Source organism: Paraburkholderia panacisoli (assembly GCF_008369935.1).
GTDB classification, from domain to species: domain Bacteria; phylum Pseudomonadota; class Gammaproteobacteria; order Burkholderiales; family Burkholderiaceae; genus Paraburkholderia; species Paraburkholderia panacisoli.
In genome coordinates, this window is record NZ_VTUZ01000042.1 from 1 (window position 1) to 19,213 (window position 19,213).

At 62.2% G+C, this 19,213-nt stretch carries 17 protein-coding genes; 14 read left to right on the forward strand and 3 right to left on the reverse strand.

The features are described 5' to 3' along the window. The 6 genes from FVF58_RS53425 to FVF58_RS39265 form a co-directional block, all read left to right on the forward strand. A partial coding sequence (locus FVF58_RS53425; protein WP_246217394.1) for a paraquat-inducible protein A occupies window positions 1-322 on the forward strand: 322 nt, incomplete at its 5' end. Continuing rightward, window positions 303-1,931: a PqiB family protein gene (locus FVF58_RS39235; RefSeq protein WP_149675047.1), complete on the forward strand. Its 1,629-nt coding sequence runs from the start codon at window positions 303-305 to the stop codon at window positions 1,929-1,931. The genes FVF58_RS53425 and FVF58_RS39235, both read left to right, overlap by 20 nt. Continuing rightward, a complete protein-coding gene (locus FVF58_RS39240) occupies window positions 1,928-2,512 on the forward strand; it encodes a PqiC family protein (RefSeq protein ID WP_342802433.1) in 585 nt (194 codons plus the stop codon). Before FVF58_RS39235 ends, FVF58_RS39240 begins: the two co-directional genes overlap by 4 nt. Before the next feature lie 769 nt (window positions 2,513-3,281). Further along, complete coding sequence (locus FVF58_RS39255) at window positions 3,282-3,539, forward strand: RNA recognition motif domain-containing protein (protein WP_149675049.1); 258 nt, start codon at window positions 3,282-3,284, stop codon at window positions 3,537-3,539. Window positions 3,540-3,556: 17 nt separating this feature from the next. Next, entirely contained in the window at window positions 3,557-4,579 is a 1,023-nt protein-coding gene (locus tag FVF58_RS39260; protein ID WP_149675050.1) for a hypothetical protein, read from the forward strand. A gap of 61 nt (window positions 4,580-4,640) precedes the next feature. Further along, window positions 4,641-4,907 carry a hypothetical protein gene (locus tag FVF58_RS39265; protein ID WP_246217395.1) on the forward strand — a complete coding sequence of 89 codons (267 nt, stop codon included), beginning with the start codon at window positions 4,641-4,643 and terminating at the stop codon, window positions 4,905-4,907. 46 nt (window positions 4,908-4,953) lie between these two features. On the opposite strand, the gene ydiK is transcribed toward FVF58_RS39265, so the two are convergent. The 3 genes from ydiK to FVF58_RS39280 all read right to left on the reverse strand — a co-directional run bounded on the left by ydiK (window position 4,954) and on the right by FVF58_RS39280 (window position 7,426). Beyond that, window positions 4,954-6,099 (reverse strand): AI-2E family transporter YdiK, encoded by a 1,146-nt coding sequence (gene ydiK / locus FVF58_RS39270; protein ID WP_149675051.1) that lies wholly within the window; start codon window positions 6,097-6,099, stop codon window positions 4,954-4,956. Window positions 6,100-6,316: 217 nt separating this feature from the next. Continuing rightward, window positions 6,317-6,901 carry a hypothetical protein gene (locus FVF58_RS39275; protein WP_149675052.1) on the reverse strand — a complete coding sequence of 195 codons (585 nt, stop codon included), beginning with the start codon at window positions 6,899-6,901 and terminating at the stop codon, window positions 6,317-6,319. 99 nt (window positions 6,902-7,000) lie between these two features. Then, window positions 7,001-7,426, reverse strand: a complete 426-nt coding sequence (locus FVF58_RS39280) for a glycine zipper family protein (protein WP_246217404.1) — start codon at window positions 7,424-7,426, stop codon at window positions 7,001-7,003. A gap of 371 nt (window positions 7,427-7,797) precedes the next feature. Here FVF58_RS39280 and FVF58_RS39285 point away from each other — a divergent pair, with 371 nt between their 5' ends. The 8 genes from FVF58_RS39285 to FVF58_RS39320 all read left to right on the forward strand — a co-directional run bounded on the left by FVF58_RS39285 (window position 7,798) and on the right by FVF58_RS39320 (window position 19,147). Then, a complete protein-coding gene (locus FVF58_RS39285) occupies window positions 7,798-9,225 on the forward strand; it encodes a DUF3300 domain-containing protein (RefSeq protein WP_149675054.1) in 1,428 nt (475 codons plus the stop codon). Further along, on the forward strand, window positions 9,197-10,195 hold the full coding sequence (locus tag FVF58_RS39290; RefSeq protein ID WP_246217396.1) for a DUF2950 domain-containing protein: 999 nt from the start codon (window positions 9,197-9,199) through the stop codon (window positions 10,193-10,195). The genes FVF58_RS39285 and FVF58_RS39290 overlap by 29 nt, the downstream gene beginning before the upstream one ends. Window positions 10,196-10,403: 208 nt before the next feature. Beyond that, the gene (locus tag FVF58_RS39295; protein WP_149675055.1) at window positions 10,404-12,170 is read left to right on the forward strand and encodes a SulP family inorganic anion transporter; all 1,767 of its coding nucleotides are present in this window, start codon (window positions 10,404-10,406) and stop codon (window positions 12,168-12,170) included. Between the two features lie 35 nt (window positions 12,171-12,205). Further along, window positions 12,206-12,604, forward strand: coding sequence for an RT0821/Lpp0805 family surface protein (locus tag FVF58_RS39300; protein WP_246217397.1), 399 nt, complete (start codon window positions 12,206-12,208; stop codon window positions 12,602-12,604). Between the two features lie 293 nt (window positions 12,605-12,897). Further along, on the forward strand, window positions 12,898-14,643 hold the full coding sequence (gene aspT / locus FVF58_RS39305) for an aspartate-alanine antiporter (RefSeq protein ID WP_149675056.1): 1,746 nt from the start codon (window positions 12,898-12,900) through the stop codon (window positions 14,641-14,643). Between the two features lie 61 nt (window positions 14,644-14,704). Then, window positions 14,705-16,360 carry a bifunctional aspartate transaminase/aspartate 4-decarboxylase gene (locus tag FVF58_RS39310; RefSeq protein ID WP_149675057.1) on the forward strand — a complete coding sequence of 552 codons (1,656 nt, stop codon included), beginning with the start codon at window positions 14,705-14,707 and terminating at the stop codon, window positions 16,358-16,360. An 81-nt stretch (window positions 16,361-16,441) separates the two neighbouring features. Further along, a complete protein-coding gene (gene gad, locus FVF58_RS39315) occupies window positions 16,442-17,821 on the forward strand; it encodes a glutamate decarboxylase (protein WP_149675058.1) in 1,380 nt (459 codons plus the stop codon). 222 nt (window positions 17,822-18,043) lie between these two features. Further along, complete coding sequence (locus tag FVF58_RS39320; protein ID WP_149675059.1) at window positions 18,044-19,147, forward strand: AI-2E family transporter; 1,104 nt, start codon at window positions 18,044-18,046, stop codon at window positions 19,145-19,147. Window positions 19,148-19,213 lie beyond the last annotated feature (66 nt).

Genomic DNA, 19,213 nt, shown 5'->3' on the forward strand with positions numbered 1-19,213 from the left:
AAGTGAACCCGGCAGTTGCGGGGCTGACGCGATGACAACCGCGCCTCTGCTCGCCTGTCACGAGTGCGACCTGTTGCAGCGGGAGGCGCCGTTGCCGCACAACGGCGTGCTGCGCTGTTGCCGCTGGTCGATGCTCGACATCTACGTCATCACGATGCTCGTCGCGCTTGTCCAGTTCAAAGCGCTGGCGACGATCCAGGCCGGTCCGGCAGCGATTGCCTTTGGCTCGGTCGTCGTTCTTACCATGTTTGCCGCGATGTCGTTTGACCCGCGTCTGATCTGGGATCTGGCGGGAAAAAATCATGTCCAGGCCGCCCGGTAATATTCCGCCCGACATCCCCGAGGCCGTTGTCGCGCCGCGCAAGCGCTGGCGCGTCCAGCTGATCTGGCTGGTGCCGCTCATCGCCGTGCTGATCGGCGGGTGGCTTGCCGTCAAGGCGGTCCTTGACAAGGGGCCGACGATCACGATCACCTTTGCAACCGGCGAAGGGCTCGAGGCAGGCAAGACCAAGATCAAATTCAAGAACGTCGACATCGGTACTGTGACGAGCGTGGTGCTGTCGCCGGACCACAGCCACGTGATTGCGCGTGCAGATCTCGCCAAGGACGCTGCGAGCCTGCTGGTCGACGACACGCGTTTCTGGGTGGTGCGCCCGCGCATTTCCGGCGGCACCGTATCGGGCATTGGCACGCTGTTGTCCGGTTCCTTCATCGGCATGGATGTGGGCACCGGGAATGGGTCGCACCGTGACTATGTCGGGCTTGAGACGCCGCCTGTCATTGCCACCGGTGTGCCTGGGCGGGAATTCGTATTGAAGGGTGAGGACATGGGCTCACTCGATGTGGGCTCTCCCATCTTTTTCAGGCGTCTGCAGGTCGGACAGGTCACGTCGTATGCGCTGGATGGAGATGGCAAAGGGGTGACGATGGGCGTGTTCGTCAACGCGCCCTATGACAAGTATGTCAAGGATGATTCCCGCTTCTGGCAGGCTAGCGGCATTGACGTGTCGCTTGATACAAATGGCGTCAAGGTCAACACCCAGTCGCTCGTGGCCATTCTGATCGGCGGGCTCGCATTCCAGACGCCCGAGGAGAATGCGGAAAAGAGCGAGGCCGCCGCCGGTACTGTGTTCGCGCTATTCCGTGACCGCACGGAGGCCATGAAGCGCCATGACCGCATCGTCGATACCTATGTATTTAACTTTACCGAGTCAGTTCGCGGGCTGTCGGTCGGCGCGCCGGTCGACTTCCGCGGGATCACCGTGGGCGAGGTGACGGCGATCTATACCCGCTTCGATCCGGTCACGAAACAGTTCAGCATTCCGGTCGAGATCCACCTTTATCCGGAGCGCTTCACTTCGCGCTACGAGTCGGGCGCAGCAGGAGGCGGCAGACTCGCAAAGGACGTAAGCGACCGCCGGGCGCTCTCGACCCTGCTCGTCGACCGTGGACTGCGGGCGCAGTTGCGAACAGGAAGTCTGATTACCGGGCAGTTATACGTCGCGCTCGAATTTTTCCCCCACGCCGCGAAGGCCTCGATGAATTGGGACAAGACCCCGCCTGAATTTCCGACCACGCCGGGCAATCTGCAATCGCTGCAGGACTCGTTGACGAGTCTGATGACCAAAATGAACAAGATCCCGTTCGACGCGATCGGCAAGAACGCGCAACAGACGCTGGTCGAGGCGAACACATTGCTCAAACGGCTCGATACCGAGGTTACGCCACAGGCTCGCGAAACGCTCATCGCGGCGCATAAGGCGCTTGACTCGGCGAACAACGCGTTGCTGCCCAACTCGCCGTTGCAGCAGGGTGCAGGGGACGCATTGAGCGAGCTGGCGCGCACGGCGGCTGCCTTCCGGACGCTCGCGGACTACCTGGAGCGACATCCGGAAGCGCTGCTTCGAGGCAAACCGGAGGACCAGAAATGATGCGTCCGATTCTGTTCCTGCTTGCTGCGCTCGCGGTCGGGACGCTCGGGGCCTGCAGTTCGCCGAGGGCGGCCTTCTACACCCTAAGCTCCGATACCACGCTCGAGCGCAGCGGCCCCGCCGTGCCGATCAGCATCGTGGTCGGTCCGGTGACAGTGCCTGAACTCGTTGACCGTCCGCAGATGGTGACGCGAGTCTCAGACAATCAGGTCGCGCTGAACGAATTCGCGCGCTGGGGCGAATCGCTCAAGAGCAATATTCCGCAGGTGATCGCGGGCAATCTCGTGCAGTTGCTGGGTACCGGCAATGTGTCCGTTTTTCCGCAAGGGGGGGAGGTGGGGGGCTACCAGGTTAGCGTCGCCATCCTGCGCTTCGAGTCGGTACCCGGCGATTCGGTCACCATCGATGCGTTGTGGACCGTGCATGCTCCTAAACAAGCCTCGTCGGTAACCGGTCATACCGTCGCGCACGAACCGGTGACGGGACCGGGCTACATCGCCATCGCGGCGGCCCACAGCCGCGCACTGGCTGCGGTGAGCCGAGACATTGCCGCAGCCATACGCCAAACGCTACCGGGATGAATCTTAAGCGGCTCAGCGCACAAGCCGGGTCTCTGTCGGCCCCGATCACATCCACTCGCCGGTTCCGACTAGCACATTCGCGAACTGCCGAGATGGCTTCACCCACTTTGCTCAATGGTTGCAGGGTCGCCGTCGGCTGCCCGCATTGATGAGGCAGCCGTTTCGGAGTTCCTTGACGTTTGGTTCTTGATATCGTCAGACGACATGGCCGGGCAATGCGGGGCCGACCGCATCCGCCTGCGCGAACCGGTCTTCGGCAGGGGATCACCCTACGATGGTGTGCAGGTCCCGTACAGCACGAACACGTCGTCGCGGTTGACGAGGGTCATGGATATGCTGCCCGACTTCGTGTCGAGCGCTGCGACGACCCGACGATCGTCTTCTTCGCGAAGGTGGGTCGCGCCGCGACATCCCGCAGGTTGCGTGCTTCGACACCATGTGTCATAACATGTGGACGGACGCGTCGAAGGCGCTCTACCAAAGAAAGTCTGCCCGGTTTGCCGGGGATGTCGAGCGTCATGAGCGCGCACGCCGTTTCCTGCTGGTCTGCCGGGACCCGTTCTGCTGCGGGGCTGAAAGATTTTCGGGCTGATCTCCGGCCAAACGGTGCATCGCGCGCCGCTGCCCGAGCTGGTCGAAATCTTGGATGTGGGCTACACCTGCGCATTTCCGGCCATACCGTCCGCACGACGGTTTCCGGGTCCACGCGTTGCATAGCGACCGCAGGCAGAAGATCATCGCGTAGGCTGATAGTCGAGGAGCAATCATCATGGCTGAACTGCTGCTTGGAAACGTGGAAGAAAGCGTCACCGATGAAGAAATCGGCGAGTTCCTGATACGGTATGGATTTCCCCAGTTCAGCGAGATCCGGCGTGTGCCGGGCGCGGGCTCCCGGCCCGCGGCGCTGGTGATCTTCAACGACGTGACCGCGGACGGATTGCGCATACTGCAATCGCGCATCCATAACCTGTTCTGGAAGGACCGCACGATTAGCGCGCTGCTGCTTCCGACCCGCGATGAATCCTAGATCGCCAGGAGCCGCGTATGGGCCTGCTGTCGTGGTGGTTTGGGAAAAACCGCGCATCTGAAGAAGGCGATCTCCAGCAGGCGAAGGAAATCGTCGAGCGGATCGTCAGGCTCGGTCCGCAATTGCGTCTTGCGCGCGATTGCGAGGCGCGCATGGCGCCCGCCGTGCACCGGTCGATCGACTTTCTGCGTGAGCTCGTCGCGGACATGCAGGCGCCGCGGGAGGCCAGCGCGGCGGCGTGGGCAACGGACCCGTACATTCATGCTTTTTTTGCCACGCCGGACGATGTCTGTCCGGTCTTCAGCCACTCGGAGGCGTTACGCGCCTACTTCGACGATCATCCCGGCGCGGACGAAGCCGTCGCCGTACTGGGGATGAACATCAACGAGCGGAAGACTCTCGGTGCCGCGCAATTTGGTGCAACGACGCGTACCGATGTCGTGCAGACGACCGTCGGCTTCAGCGATCACCAGGTGCGCCTGTGCGCCGGGTCGGAAGCGGCGCTTCGGCAGGAAATCATTCTGCGAGTGGTCGATCAGCTTGCGCTCGAAGCACTCGGGAAAATTGCGGAGGACACGAAGCGGCGCGATTCGCTGGAGCACGAGCGGGCGCTGCTGAGGACGCGCTTGAGGATGCTCGAGCGGCAGGGGACAGGGGCACGGTCGCTACTGGGAAGCGACGCGTCGTGCAGCTTCGCGGAAGTGGCGCAATTGCAGACGCAAATCGATGAGAACGATCAGGCGCTGACGAATCTGGGCCTGAAAACCGAGGCGCTCGAACGGCACCTGGAGATGGTGTGCAGCGTGCTGTCGTCGCCGGATGCACATTTCCATGTGCAGAAAAAAAAGTTTCTGCTGGATCGGTTGAACGTCGTCGTCGACGATGGGGGCACCCGGCCGGCGCACGAATTGGAACTTCAATTGGCCCGTCTGCCAGCGAGTTCCGATGCGATGCGCGCCTTTGCAATGGTGCGCTTCAGGCGAGCCGATCTTCTGCCCGCGCGCGACATGCTGGCGGAAGCCCGGCGATTGCTGATTTGACGAAAGGCGATTCGCACTCTGGGGAGGACATGGCGTGAGCATCATCGTACGTGAGAATACGGTGGACACGACGCTCATTCGACTTGGCCGTCCGTTCTTCGACCGCGAAAACGCACTGTGCTTTTCCGCCTACGCGTTCGGTTGGGGATATTGCGCCTTTTCGCTGGATGCCGTCGTCGCCCATCAAGTGCTCGGCAGCATTGACGAGTCGCCCCGACAGATCCTGCTGGCATTCGCTATCGGACAAGCCAGAATCCGCAAGGCCGTGCACCGGGCCGCACGTCAACACGGAGAGCGCATCAGGCTCACGCCGGGCGATTTTCCGTGAGCCGCGAAGGTCGCTTCGTTGCTTCAGGAGAGCGCGTGTTCTCGAATCATTCACTCCGGTGCGAGTCGATGTCGGCCGGACCGGCGGAGTGGCCTTGCGCCGCCGACCCGTTCGGCTGGTCGATCCACGCCAGAAGCAGATGGTAAGTGACGGCCAGGATGACCGGGCCGATGAAAAGACCGACGGCTCCTATTGCGATCAAACCACCCAGCACGCCCGAGAGGATGAGCACCATCGGCAGCGCAACCGCCCGGCGGATGAGTACCGGCCGCAGGACGTTGTCGAGCGCCGAGACGCCGATGGCCCAGACTAGCAGCACGCTGGCCGTCAATCGCGCATCATGCATGAATAGCCAGATCACGCAGCCGAGCAGCGGCACTAGCGGCCCCAATTGCACGAGGCACATGACGAGCATCAATGCGCTGAGCACGCCTGCGAACGGAATGCCCGCGACCCAGACGCCGGCCGCGCCGAGCGACGCCTGGACAAGCGCCGTTACCACGACACCGAGTGCGATCGCGCGGATTGACTGACCCGTCAGGTGCACGATGTTGGCGCCGTTGCCCGGCGCCACGCGCAAGGCCAATGCCGTAACGAGACCGACCGCGCCTTCGCCGTGCCCATAGAGCAGTCCGCACACGATCAGCATCAGTATCAGATGCACGGCAAACGAGCCGACGAGACCCATCTGCACCAGAAGCCATTTCGCGACCACGGCGGCATAGGGTTCCACCTTGGCGAGGATGCCCCCTGGGCCCGCATCGGACAGTTTCTGCCACTCGTCGGTTGCATGGTCCATCAACGGCACGCTGCGCAGCCAGCCCGGGGGCGATGGAAGCGCATAGTCAGGCAGCTGTTCGACGAAGGTCATGATGTCGGCCGTATGGCCGGCAAGCGTGGACACCGCGGCGTAGGTCGGGATGCATATCACCACGATTTCCAGCAACAGCATGACGGTGACGGCGAGCCAGCGCCGTCCGCCGAGCCGCCGCTGGATTCCGAGCATGAGCGGCCATGTCGTGACGACGATCGTGCTGCCCCAGATCAACGCGGGCACGAACGGATGCACGATGTAGAGGCTGCCGCCGATGAGCAGGACAAGTGCGGCGACAGCCAGCACGATCCGGGCAAGATCGACGGTGGGACGAATGGTCTGGCGCTGCGGCTCCGGACTCGGGATGGGGTGGGCCATATCGTCCATCGTCTGTTCGGCTCCGGTTGGACTGCGCAACCAGCTCATGCGCATGGGCTTCGCCAGAACGAGTGTGCCGACCGCGAGGTTGGTCCGGACGGCCGCCCAACTCGATCGGACGCAACCACCGAAGAAGAACAGGGCGAGCGGCAGTCAACCGGTACATGCGCCGCCGGGAGCGATGATCGGCCGTGCGATCCGCACGGCACCTGCGCGGCTATTTGGCTTTGGCTTCGACGGAAATTGCGATGGCCTCGGTGTAGACGACTTCCAAATGATCTCCTTTCTTGATCAGCTTCAGCTGCTCGGGATCCTGCACGATAAGGTCCAGCGAATTGCCTTGCGGACCTTTCAAGGTCACAGCGCCGGTCTGATGGTTGACGGCGGTGACAGCGGCCATGACGGTCACTTCCCTGCTAGCCGTGCCGCCAGGTTTAGCGCCCATCGGCGCGCGTTCCAAAGTCGCATTTTCGCTGGCGCCAAGCGGCGCGCCTCCCTTTTTGAGCGTGATGGTCATGGCCTGCGAATACTCCGCCGCGACCACGTCGCCGATCTTGAGCTGGTCGAAGTTGCGGGCCTCCTCACCCACCACGACCTGCACGACCTTTCCCTTGGCGTCCTTCAGCCAGACGGTTCGCGTGGCCGGTTCGATACCGACGACAGTCGAGGTCGTCTTGACCGTGCCTGTCATGGATACTTTGCCGGGCGCGCTGTTGACCGCCACTTGCGGTTCCGTCTGCGCGTAAGCCGCAGTCGCCAGAGACACGAGCGCCGCCGCGATGATGAGTTTGCTGTTTCTCATGCTGCTCTCCTTGAACGCCTGCTCGCACGTTGTCGCGCGGCGAGGCTGGCGGCCGGTCTTGCAATATGGAAGTACGTTGCCGCGCTTACACGCTGCAGTTCATTTGATTGTGTAGCCTTTCCCTTCCATGCACGCGGCATAGGCACGATTGAAGGTGTCCATTGCGCCCTGCGTCTGTTGCTGCGACGATGCCGTGGCCGCGCGCCGGTTCTGCCGCGCGCGCGATCCGCCGACCATCGTTCCCGCCGTGGCGCCAACCGCCGCGCCTTTTCCCGCGTCACCCGTTATCGCTCCGATGACGGCTCCGCCGGCTGCGCCGCGCGCGGCGCCCTGAACGCGCTCACCACCGCCCACCGCAGGTCCCGAAGGCGGGGGCGGGGCATTGGCCAGCGCGGCGGGGTCCACGCCGGTATTGCTCTTGGCCCATGAATAACATGCGCCGTCATCCTGCTGCTGCTTTTGCTGGCTTTGTCCTTTCGCGGGGTAGGCAATGGGTTTGCTTTGCGCAATACCATCGAGTGACATCGAGCCTGCCAGGGCGGCGAGAAGGAAGTACTTTGTCAATGTAGTCACGACGACTCCTTGCGTGAGCCCACGCCAATGCGGACCGCCGGCTGCCTGTTCGGGCGGGCTTGAAATTGAAACCGGCATGGGTCGTCGCGGTCCTGTCGGGATCGGGCGCCTGGCGGTGTGCGTGCAGCAATGGCAGTTTCGCTTCCATCATTGCGCCGAGCCGCGCAGTGCGCAATCGGACCAAGGTCGTATTTGCAATACGGCACGTCCTCGGTCCAAACTGTATCTGTACGGCAGGTTTGCGTATCGTCTCATTGCTTCGGATAACTGTCTTTCAAAGATCGCAACCCGAGTCGCATGGTGAAGAGTGAGGGGACGCATCAATGGACCGCGTTACGCGTGCTTCGGAACGGATCATCCCGATTGAGTCGGCGCTCGACGGGTGCGGGCGAACGGTTGCCTTTCAGAAGCCCGGGCTTGCCCGCGTTGCGGTCCGTGCGCTCGTTGCCGCCATGCTGGCGGTTGGCGCGACGTCATCCGTCACGTTCTCGTTTGCGCAGGCTCCCGCCGCGGATACCGGCGCTGCGGCCCCCGTTCCTGCCGCGACCCTCGACAAACTCGTCGGGCCCATTGCGCTATATCCGGACGATCTCATCGCCATCATTCTTCCCGCCGCGACTTACCCGGTGGAGATCGTGCAGGCAGATCGCTTCCTCGATCAACGCAAGAGTGACAAGTCGCTCAAAGTCAACGAGAGCTGGCACGAACCCGTAAAGGCGTTGCTGAATTACCCTGACATCGTCAAGAGAATGAGTACCGATCTCGACTGGACAATCAGTATCGGCGAAGCCGTCGTCGCCGATCAGGGCGCGGTGCTCGAGGCCGTTCAGCGTTTCCGGCGTCAAACGCAGGCGGCGGGTCAACTCAAATCCGATGACAAGCAGGTCGTGGTGGTGGAAAAAGAGGTGATCAAGATTGCCCCAGCCGATCCGCAAGTGATTTACGTGCCGCAGTACAACCCGACGACCGTCGTGGTAGCCGGCGCACCTCCGACCTATGGCTACCTGCCTGCGCCTTATCCGGCCTACTACTATCCCTACGCGCCAGGAGCGGCGCTCGCGACGGGCCTGATCTGGGGGGCGGCGATGGGCGCGGCCTGGAGCGGCAACCACTACGAAGCTCATTACGGTGGCGGCGGCAATAACAACATCAACATCAACCGGGAAAGGAACGTCGAGCGAGGCGACAGGGAAAGGAACGTCGAGCGAGGCGATAGGAACGTCGAGCGAGGCAATATCAACACGGGCGATGTCAACCGCTCGCGAGGCCAGGGCGGGCAGTCGACCGCATGGCGATCCGAAAAGAAGCCCGGCCAGGTCAGCGGCACGACAGGCCGCACCGGTGGCATGCAACGGGTCGGCGACGCCCCGGCCCGCGGCGCCGCGGGAGGCGGCAACCTGGCTTCAGGCGGACGGCAGCAAGCGGCTCAACGTCCCGCTGCGCCGGCCACGAGGGACCAGGGCGCTCAGCGCTCCGCTTCGCCAGCCACAAGGGACCAGGGCGCGCGGGCCTCGCAGGGGCGCGGGGGCGATGCGTTTAGCGGCTACGGGTCGGCGCGCGACACGCAGGCGAACAGTTCAAGAGGCGCGGCGAGTCGTCAGTCCATGTCCGAGACGCGCGGCCGGTCTCCCCAGGCTTCCGCCCGCACCGGCGGCGGATTTTCATCGGGTGGCGGACGCAGCGGCGGCGGTGGCGGTGGCGGGTTCTCACGTAGCGGCGGCGGTGGCGGTCGCGGTGGTGGACGGCGATAGGGGGATGACAATGACTGACCGGAGCACGACCGGCAAGAACCCACGCGCGCACTCGCGGCCCCGACTCGCTTCATGGTGCGGGTTGTACGCCCTGGTTCTCGCCCTATTGGTTCCGTTCGGAGCCCTCGCCGCAGGGCAACGGACGTTCGCCACGCCGGAGGACGCGGTCAGCGCTTTGTCCGCGGCGTTGAAGTCCGGCGATGAAGCGACGCTGGTCGCCATTTTCGGCGAGGCGCACAAGAGCCTCGTGGTCTCGCCGGATCAGGCGGAGAACGAGGCGAATTGGGCCAAGGCTAGCTCGGAACTGGATGCCTTTCACGTCCTCGATGAAGCGGGACCGGATCGCCGGATTCTGCTGGTCGGCGACGAGGCATGGCCAATGCCTATCCCCATCGTGAAGGAGAACGGCAGCTGGCGGTTCGCCACGGAAATCGGCGAGGACGAAATGCTGAATCGCCGTATCGGCGCCAACGAACGCGAGGCGATCAACGTGCTGCGCGCCTATCTCGACGCGCAGCGGGAATACGCGTCACGTGATCGAGACAACGATGGTCTGCTGCAATACGCGCAAAAACTTGCCAGTACGCCGGGCAAGCATGATGGGCTTTACTGGCACACGGATGAGAGCAGCGGTGAAGAAGCCAGTCCGTTTGGACCGCTGATCGCCGTCAGCTCGGAGTATCTGAAGGGCCACAAGGCGGGCGACGCTTACCGGGGCTATCACTTCCGTATTTTGACGAGGCAAGGCAAGGACGCCGCTGGCGGCGCCTTTAGCTACATCATCAACGGGCATATGATCGCCGGTTTCGCGATGGTCGCCTATCCAGCCATCTATGGCACGAGCGGCGTGATGACTTTCGTGGTCAACAACAACGGCGTGATCTACCAGAAGAATCGTGGCGCGAACGCGCCGCCTGTCACCGAGTTCAACCCGGATCACACATGGCAGCGCGTTAAGGATCCGTTCTGAACCGATCGCCTGTTGCGGGCTGCTGGCCGGCGCTTGCGGTGCAGGCGTGTGCGCAAGCATCCAGGACCAAGGTCCGATGTGGATCGCGCGCGCCACTGGCTACACTTGAAAAACGGAACGGGCCGCTCGCGGGGCGTCATGCGCTGGATCATCGAAGCGGGTGCGCCCGTGTTTCTATCGAGTCTGCTTCCGTACGCGAGGCGCTACGTTGACCAACGAATCCAGTGCCACCGATCCGGTGGCCGCCGACCTGCCCGTGCGCGGGTGGCGCAGCGCGTTTCCCCCCGTGCAGTGGCTGCGAGTCTATAAGCCTCGATGGCTCGTGAACGACGCGATAGCGGGTGCGACGCTCGCGGCCTACGGGATTCCGGTTTCGCTCGCATACGCATCGCTTGCCGGCTTGCCGCCGCAATACGGCATCTACGGTTATCTCGTCGGGGGACTGTTCTACGCACTGTTCGGCTCGTCGCGCCAGCTTGCGATCGGTCCGACTTCGGCGATCTCGATGCTGGTGGGCGTCACGGTAGCGGCGATGGCCGAGGGCGATCCCGCGCGCTGGGCCTCGATAGCGGCGCTCACGGCCGTGCTGATCGCCGGCATGTGTGTCGTGGCCTGGCTGCTGCGCTTGAGTTCACTCGTCAATTTCATCAGCGAGACGATACTGCTCGGTTTCAAAGCGGGCGCCGCGCTGACTATCGCGATGACCCAACTGCCGAAACTCTTCGGGGTCAAGGGCGGCGGGGAGTTTTTCTTCGAACGGATTGCGGTGCTCGGCGGCCAGCTTGCGCAGACCAATCTCGCCGTGCTCGCTTTCGGTCTGGTCTGCATCGCCTTACTGCTACTCGGCGAGAAATTTCTGCCGGGGCGTCCCGTTGCGCTCGCCGTCGTGGTTGCTTCGATCGTCGTGTTGTCCGTCACACCGCTGGCCGGTTTGGGATTCAAGCTCGTAGGGGCGCTGCCGCGAGGCTTGCCCGACTTCCGCCTGCCGGGACTGCGCATACGTGATGTCGATGGAGTCATTCCGCTCGCCTTTGCGTGCCTGTTGCTGGCGTATGTCGAGAGCGTGTCGGCGGCGCGCGCACTCGCTCAGGCAAACGGATACGAGATCGACGCGCGTCAGGAACTGCTCGGTCTCGGCGCCGCGAATCTGGCTGCGGGATTGTTCCAGGCGTACCCGGTCGCAGGCGGCCTGTCTCAATCGTCGGTGAACGACAAAGCCGGCGCGAAGACCCCGCTTGCACTCGTGTTCGCGTCGATTGCCATCGGCCTGTGTCTGATGTTCCTGACGGGCTTGATCGCCAATTTGCCCAATGTCGTTCTGGCGGCCATTGTGCTGGTGGCCGTGAAAGGGCTGGTCGATATCGGTGAGTTACGGCATGTCTGGCGGGTAAGCCGCTTTGAATTCACCATCTCCATGGTCGCGTTTGCGGCGGTGCTGATGTTGGGCATTCTGAAAGGGGTGATTGTCGCGGTCCTGATTTCGATGCTCCTGCTGATCCGGCGTGCCGCGCATCCTCATGTGGCGATTCTTGCGCGCATCCCCGGCACGCGGATTTTTTCGGACATCGAGCGGCACGCCGAGAACGAGGCGATTCCACATGTGCTGGCAGTGCGCGTCGAGGCATCTCTGGTTTACTTCAATGTCGAGCACGTGCGCGAGACGATCTTGTGGAAGATCCGCTCGGCGTCCGAGCCGGTGGCATTGCTGATCTGCGACCTGTCCGCGTCGCCGGTTGTCGACCTGGCGGGCGCGCGGATGCTGAAGGCATTGCACGAAGCGCTTCAGGCCTGCGGCACGGCGATGAAAGTGGTGGCCGCACACGCGGACGTGCGGGACATGCTGCGCGCCGAAGGTCTCGAAGATCGTTTGGGCCACATCGGCCGGCGCGACTCGGTGGCCGACGTGGTGGACGAATTCCAGTCGCATCGGGGCGTCGTCGACGGCCCCGATGTGGCGCCACGGGCCACGACATAGCCTGTGGCCGAACCCGCTATCGATGGAGATGATCTATGCGAGCCCAATCCCATATGACCGTATACCTGTTGCCGCGCTGCATCGTGGGCGCTGCGCTGCTGGTCGGCGCGACGTTCGGCCATGCGACCAACCTGAATTTCCTGAAGGACACGCCGGTGAGCTACATGAGGGACGCTGACCGTAAGGCACTCAACAGTGCGGCACAAGTGGCGCTCGATACCAAGAAGGATGGCGAATCGCTGGAATGGAGCAATGCGGGCACCGGCAACTCCGTTTCTATCACAGGCACAGTGACGCCGCAGACTACAACGAAGGAAGGCGATAGAACCTGTCGGACCGCGACGCTCGTCGCGATGGCCAAAGGCCAGACTCAAAGCTGGACGCCGAAAGTCTGCAAACAGGGCAGCGGACCCTGGAAGATCATCAGGCAATGAGTGCTCGTGCGAGGCGCCTCGCGGCGGTTTGATCGCATTGGCATGCCTTGTCGACGGCAAAGCACTGCAATGAACTGTCTACTGCCGGAACGCGGTGGCGGCTTACCCTTTGCGCCCATACGTGAGACCAAGGTCGTATTGTCCATGACCGTGAGAAGAATCATTGTAGTAACGGCGACAGAACGGTTCGAGAGATTGGCAAATTTCTCGCTGGAGACGGCCGGTCATGATTCATTGAAAACACACCCATTCGCACATGTGTATCACAGGGTAAACCGCAGACGAGGGCTACGATGGCATGGCTAACCGGAACATTACAACGCTATCCCGAGATAGCTATATTCCTGTCACTTGCAATCGGTTATTGGGTCGGCGGAAAGAGTTTCAAAGGCTTCAGTCTGGGCGCCGTTACGGCAACGTTGTTGGCTGCGATTGCGATTGGGCAGCTTCATATCACCGTATCGCCCAACGTCAAGTCGGTGTTCTTCCTGATGTTCCTGTTTGCCGTGGGCTACGGGGTGGGGCCGCAGTTCGTGCGCGGCATCGCGAAGGACGGCTTGCCGCAGGCACTCTTTTCAGTCGTGCAATGCGTACTGTCTTTGGCCGCCGCGGTTGTTGCTGCGAAAGTGGCGGGTTACGACCTCGGTTCCGCGGCCGGACTCTTTGCCGGATCGCAGACCATCTCGGCTTCGATGGGACTGGCGACGGATGCCATCAACCGGCTGGGCTTGCCGCCCGATCAGACCAAAGTCATGCTCGACGCGATGCCGACCGCCTACGCCATCTCATACATTTTCGGCACGATCGGTTCCGCGGTGATTCTCGCGACGCTCGGGCCGAAGCTGCTGCGCATCGACCTCGTCGCGGCATGCAAGGAATATGAGGCGAGTCTCGGTGGAACCACGGAACTGGGTGGCGCCGGCCAGGCCTGGCACCGGTACGAGTTGCGTGCTTTTCGGGTCGTGCCGGACAGCGTCGTGTGCGGCAAAACGGTCAGTCAGGTTGAAGCGCTGCAGCCTGAAAATACGCGCTTGTTCATCGAACGCGTGAGGCGCGGGAGCACGGTCCAGGAGGCGACCCTCGATCTGGTTCTGCAGGCTGACGATGTCGTCGCGATAGCGGGTCCCCGCGACCAGCTGCTCTCTGTGCTCGGGGCCGCCGGCGCGACTGGACAGGACGCGGACGATCAGGCCGTTGCGGTTCGCAGAGCGCGGGCAGTGGAAGTGGACGATCCCGAACTGCTCGCAGTACCTGCCGAAGGCGTGGACGTCTACATCACGAGCAAGGCGGTGGATGGCAAGACCTTGCAGGAGCTGGCTGGCTTGCCGCTAGCGCGCGGCGTCTATCTCCGGAAGATTAAACGGGGCCCCACGGAAACGCAGATCCCGGTGCTGCCCAGCACCAAGCTGCATCGCGGCGACACGATAACGATCGTCGGACGGACCCAGGACACGAGTGCCGCCGCCAAAGTTCTCGGCGTGCTGGACCGGCCGACCAACATGACGGATGTGGCTTTCGTGACCCTCGCGATCACCGTCGGCGCGCTGGTGGGGGCGATCGTCATCAATGTCGCGGGCATTCCGATCACGCTGTCGACAGCGGGCGGGGCGCTGATCGCCGGTCTCGTGTTCGGCTGGCTGCGCGCGATCCACCCAACCTTCGGGCGGATTCCGGAACCCACGGTGTGGTTCATGAACTCGGTCGGTCTGAATGTGTTCATCGCCGTGATCGGTCTAACGGCGGGGCCGGGATTTGTCGCCGGGCTGCAGAACCTCGGCCTCGGTCTGTTCCTGTGGGGGATCATGGCCACCGCGGTTCCGCTGATTCTCGGCATGTTTATCGCGCGCTACGTCTTTCATTTTCATCCAGCCATCCTGCTCGGCGTGTGTGCCGGTGCAAGAACCACGACCGCGGCGCTGGGGATGATCTGTGACGCAGCGAAAAGCCAGATTCCGGGACTGGGCTACACCGTCACCTACGCGGTGGGCAACACGCTCCTGACGATCTGGGGGATGGTCATCGTGATGATTCTGTCTTGAGCCGGAGAGGGCGTCGCGACGGGCGACACCGATCGGGCAAACTTCGTTCTGGAGAGCGCAAATGAGCAAGCGGGAAAAGCAGGATGCCGGGAAGGCGGCGAGGCTGGCCGCACTCAGTCCGTTTGAACTGAAAGACGAATTGATCAAGGCGGCGGGAGGCGGTGCGGTCGAACGAGCCGCGAACCTTGCGATGCTCAACGCCGGGCGCGGCAATCCGAATTTTCTCGCGACAATCCCGCGCCACGGCTTCTGGCAACTCGGCCTCTTCGCGATGCGCGAGTCGGAGCGGTCGTTTGCGTACATGCCGGAGGGCATCGGTGGCTTTCCGAGGCGCGACGGACTCGTCGAGCGGTTCGAACTGTTCCTGCGCGGCAACAAGGGCGTGCCCGGCATCGACTTCCTCGCGAGTGCCGTGTCGTACGTTCGCGATCAACTCGGGCTGTCCGACGGCGACTTCCTGTACGAGATGTGCGAAGGCATTCTCGCGTCGAACTATCCGGTGCCCGACCGGATGCTGAGGCTGTCGGAGGTCATCGTCGGCCAGTATCTGCGCCGCGAGATGATCGGCGACCATCCGTTCATCGGCGAGTTCGATATCTTCGCGGTGGAAGGCGGCACGGCCGCGATGACCTACATCTTCAACACGATGCGCGAGAACCGGCTGATCAGACCCGGCGATACGATCGCACTCGGCATGCCTATTTTTACGCCCTACATCGAGATTCCGCATCTGAACGACTATCAGCTGAAGGTTGTCGATGTCAATGCAGATGTGGAAAAAAACTGGCAATACTCGAAGAAGGAACTCGACAAACTGCGCGACCCGAAGGTGAAGGCGTTCTTCCTCGTGAATCCGAGCAACCCGCCGTCGGTGCGGATCAGCGACGACAGTCTTCAGTACATTGCCGACATCGTCAAGGAACGGCCGGACCTGATCCTGTTGACCGACGATGTATACGGCACCTTCGCCGACGGCTTCGTTTCGCTGTTCGCGCTCGCGCCGAAGAACACCATCCTCGTGTATTCGTACTCCAAGTATTTCGGCGCGACCGGCTGGCGTCTCGGCACGATCGCGACGCATCGCGACAACGTGCTCGACAAACTGATCGCTGAACTGCCCGAGGACGCCAGGAAGGAACTGCACAAGCGCTACGAATCGATCACGACCGAGCCGGACAAGCTCAAGTTCATCGACCGCCTGGTCGCCGACAGCCGCACCGTCGCGCTGAATCACACCGCGGGTCTGTCGACGCCGCAGCAGGTGCAGATGGTGTTGTTCTCGCTGTTCTCGCTGATGGACACGCCCGACGCATACAAGAAAGCGCTGAAGCGCCTTATCCGCAGCCGCAAGCGCGCCCTTTACGAAGAGATCGGCATTTCATTCGACGACGACGACACCAACCAGGTCGACTATTACACGATTCTCGACATGGAGTTTCTCGGGGAACGGGCGTATGGACGCGATTTTGTCGAGTGGCTGATGAAGAATACCGAGCCGTCGGAACTGCTTTTCAGACTGGCCCGCGAAGCGCGCGTGGTGCTGCTGCCGGGACGGGGATTCGGCACGCCGCATCCGTCCGGCCGCGTATCGCTCGCGAACCTGAACGAGTCCGACTATCGGAAGATAGGCCGCGCCATTCGAACGTTGCTTGCCGATTATGTCGAGCGCTACAACGCCGCGACCGGCAACAAGCTCGACAAGAACAGGGTGCTGTAGATCCCGGCCTCGGACACCACTGGCGATCCAGCCGGTCACGGTGGCCTTCGCATCCAACCTTTCTCCATCGAGGAGTACCAGATGACTACGGACAGCGAAAAGATCACGCCCTATGACGAATTCAACTATCCGATTCCAGAGAACGAATTTCCGAAAGACGGGATGTCCGCGCGCGCGGCGGCCGCGGTCGTCATCAGCGCCGAGTGGACCGACGCGAACCCGATGCTGAACATGTCGTCGTTCGTCACCACCTGGGCCGAGCCGGAGGCTGCGGAGACGGCGAAGCGCAACATATTCAAGAACTACATCGACCATGACATGTATCCGCAGGTGTTCGCGATGGAAACGCGGATGGTCAGGTGGCTGCATCAGTTATGGAACGGCCCGAAAGGCGTGGAGCCGTACGGTACGGCGACGGTGGGCTCGTCGGAAGCTTGCATGCTTGCCGGTCTCGCGCACAAGTGGAACTGGCGCAAGAGAAGGGAAGCCGAAGGAAAGGACGCGACCAGACCGAACATGGTCACAGGCGGAAACGTGCAGATCGTGTGGAAAAAGTTTCTGCGCTACTTCGATGTCGAACCGCGCATCGTGCCGCTGAGGCCCGGCAACTACCGCCTGACGGCGGAAGAGCTCGACAAGTACGTCGACGAAAACACCATTGCAGTGGTCGCCATCGCAGGTCAAACATTCACCGGCGAGGATGACGATATCCAGGGCATTCACGACTGGCTCGACGACTATGAGAAGCGCACCGGCGTGTCGATTCCGATGCATATCGATGGCGCGTCGGGAGGATTCGTCAATCCGTTCCTTTACCCCGACTACAAATGGGACTTCCGGCTGCCGCGCGTGCAGTCCATCAATGCGTCGGGACACAAGTACGGTCTTGTTCCTCCGGGGCTTGGATGGGTCATTTTCCGCGAGCGCAAAGTATTTAACGAGGAGCTGGTTTTCTACGTCAATTACCTCGGCGGCGAAATGCCGACCGCGACGTTGAATTTCAGCCGCAACGCCTTTCAGGTGGCGGTGCAGTACTACATGTTCCTTCGCCAGGGGTTCGAAGGCTACAGAAGGGTCATGCAGCACACGTTGGACAATGCCGTCGCCCTGCGGGAAATCCTCGTGAATAGCGGCTACTTCACGGTCATGAACGAAGCGCAGCGGATACCCGTGGTAGCGGTGACGCTCGACAAGAAGGTAAAGAACTTCAACGAATTCGATGTCTCGAACAAGGTACGGGAAAAAGGCTGGGTGCTCGCGGCATACACGATGCCGCCCAATGCCGAGGAAGTAACAAGTCTGCGGGTCGTGGTGCGGCCGCATATCAATCGGAATGTGGCGGGACTGCTCGCCGATGATATCGTCAATGCCTGCAAATTTCTCGAGAGAAATGGCGGAAACGCGAAGCCTCCCGCGCTGCACGCGCATTCCGCGGAAAACACGACGCCGGCCAAATGCTGAGGATGCCGCTTGAGGAACTGCGGTAAATCAGGGCGGATCGGGATGAGCGGCTTGCGCGCGGGCAGCGGGGCAGGTCGTTCTGATGAACTCCGGCCCGATGGCCGATCGTGGCTTCGAAGGCACGAGGATCAGCAAGCTCGACATCTGACGCCGGCACCTCCACGCCAGACTATCGAGACCTGATCCCAGCATGTGCGCAGCCGTCCTGCCGGGAGACAAGTTATGCTGCTGACACCGATTACCCAGCGGGTGTTGTCCAGAGAATTGCTCGATGTACTGATCCGTGCTGGACTCGTTGCTGTTCTGGCCATCTTCTGTTTCCGGATATTCGTCCCGTTCCTGAACCTCATGGTCTGGGCTCTGATCCTCGCGATCACGCTGTATCCGCTTCACGTCAGGCTCCGGCGTATGCTCGGCAACAAGGATGGCGTGGCCGCCACGCTGATCATCCTCGTCGCGTTTGGCGTCATCCTCGTGCCGACCTATCTGCTGGGGGGCGCGGTGGCCGAATCGATCGACCATGCGATGATCATGTTCAAAAGCGGCAGCTTCAGCATTCCACCACCCGCCGACTCGGTGGCCAGCTGGCCGCTGATTGGCCAGCGCGTGCACGACTTCTGGCAGCAGGCCTCTATCGACCTCACGGGTCTTGTGCTGAAGTTCGCGCCACAACTCAAGGAAGCCGGTCTCGCTTTGCTTGGAATGGTGACCGGGCTCGGCGCAGGGCTGCTGCTATTCTTCGTCGCCCTGATTGTCGCTGGCATCCTGATGGCGCACGGCGAGAAAGGCCACACCAGCGCGGTGCAGATTGCCTCACGCATCTCCGGCCCTGAGAACGGCCCACAGATCACCGATCTTTGCACGGCCACCATTCGCGCGGTCGCTCAAGGCGTGGTCGGGATCGCGTTCATCCAGATGCTGTTGATCGGTATCGGGTTCGTGGTCATGGGTGTTCCCGGTGCGGGGCTGCTTGCGCTCGCGGTGCTGCTGATCGGCATCATGCAGTTGCCAGCCACGCTGATCACGGTGCCGGTGATCGTCTTCATCATGACCACCGAAGGGGTGAGCGCAATGACGATCATTTTCTCGGTGTACGTGTTCGTCGCGGGGCTTGCCGATAACGTGCTCAAGCCATTGCTGCTCGGGCGCGGCGTCGCTGTTCCCATGCCTGTGGTGCTGATCGGCGCACTCGGGGGTATGGTCACAGGGGGTGTCATTGGTCTGTTCATCGGTCCCGTGATGCTGGCAGTCGGTTACGAGCTGTTCTGGCGATGGGTCAAAGACCAGGCAAAGCCCGAGCGGTTAGACGAAGAACAACAGACCTGAGTATGCCGGGGCCAATCCGTGTCCGCCGTGGCCCACAACGCGCGCGCCCACTGGCTGCTGATCGCG

Bases quoted from the DNA above. Each gene is read 5' to 3' on its own strand.
- FVF58_RS39235 (WP_149675047.1), top strand. From the start codon at position 303: ATGTCCAGGCCGCCCGGTAATATTCCGCCCGACATCCCCGAGGCCGTT.
- FVF58_RS39240 (WP_342802433.1), top strand. From the start codon at position 1,928: ATGATGCGTCCGATTCTGTTCCTGCTTGCTGCGCTCGCGGTCGGGACG.
- FVF58_RS39255 (WP_149675049.1), top strand. From the start codon at position 3,282: ATGGCTGAACTGCTGCTTGGAAACGTGGAAGAAAGCGTCACCGATGAA.
- FVF58_RS39260 (WP_149675050.1), top strand. From the start codon at position 3,557: ATGGGCCTGCTGTCGTGGTGGTTTGGGAAAAACCGCGCATCTGAAGAA.
- ydiK (WP_149675051.1), bottom strand. From the start codon at position 6,099: ATGGCCCACCCCATCCCGAGTCCGGAGCCGCAGCGCCAGACCATTCGT.
- FVF58_RS39275 (WP_149675052.1), bottom strand. From the start codon at position 6,901: ATGAGAAACAGCAAACTCATCATCGCGGCGGCGCTCGTGTCTCTGGCG.
- FVF58_RS39280 (WP_246217404.1), bottom strand. From the start codon at position 7,426: ATGTCACTCGATGGTATTGCGCAAAGCAAACCCATTGCCTACCCCGCG.
- FVF58_RS39285 (WP_149675054.1), top strand. From the start codon at position 7,798: ATGGACCGCGTTACGCGTGCTTCGGAACGGATCATCCCGATTGAGTCG.
- FVF58_RS39300 (WP_246217397.1), top strand. From the start codon at position 12,206: ATGCGAGCCCAATCCCATATGACCGTATACCTGTTGCCGCGCTGCATC.
- aspT (WP_149675056.1), top strand. From the start codon at position 12,898: ATGGCATGGCTAACCGGAACATTACAACGCTATCCCGAGATAGCTATA.
- FVF58_RS39310 (WP_149675057.1), top strand. From the start codon at position 14,705: ATGAGCAAGCGGGAAAAGCAGGATGCCGGGAAGGCGGCGAGGCTGGCC.
- gad (WP_149675058.1), top strand. From the start codon at position 16,442: ATGACTACGGACAGCGAAAAGATCACGCCCTATGACGAATTCAACTAT.
- FVF58_RS39320 (WP_149675059.1), top strand. From the start codon at position 18,044: ATGCTGCTGACACCGATTACCCAGCGGGTGTTGTCCAGAGAATTGCTC.